Below are 342 nucleotides of genomic sequence, written 5' to 3'. Positions count from 1 at the left end.
CATCATTAAATACGCTTGCAGCTCAGCTTTACGAGTCTCGACCAATTGCTCGCGATATTGGGTTAATTCTTGCTCAAGTGCACGCGCATTACTCCAATAATTCACCATGGTCATTAAGCCAGTGATCAGCACCAATGGAATCAGCGTCAGTAATAGCAATTTGGTTCTGCTCTTTAACGAGGTCATTCGGTTATCCTAATTGATTTGTTGTTGCTTTTATGATGCATAAAAAATCGTAATATATCTGTGAGTGTCCGTGAAATTTGACGATATTTAGGCCAACCAGTTGGTTTTTTGCTCTGCGTAAAGTGAGAAAATCCTCATAACTATTGATAAGCCATA

Annotated in this window: 1 protein-coding gene; it reads right to left on the bottom strand. The window is 39.2% G+C overall.

Annotated features, from left to right (window positions below):
* The coding region (locus Q5762_RS37565; protein WP_315896798.1) for a hypothetical protein at positions 1 to 186 on the bottom strand (186 nt) is incomplete at its 3' end.
* Positions 187 to 342 lie beyond the last annotated feature (156 nt).

It is taken from the genome of Streptomyces sp. P9(2023), from assembly GCF_032436795.1.
In the GTDB taxonomy this organism is placed as follows: Bacteria; Actinomycetota; Actinomycetes; order Streptomycetales; family Streptomycetaceae; genus Streptomyces.
This window is presented reverse-complemented; position numbering and strand designations above follow the sequence as displayed.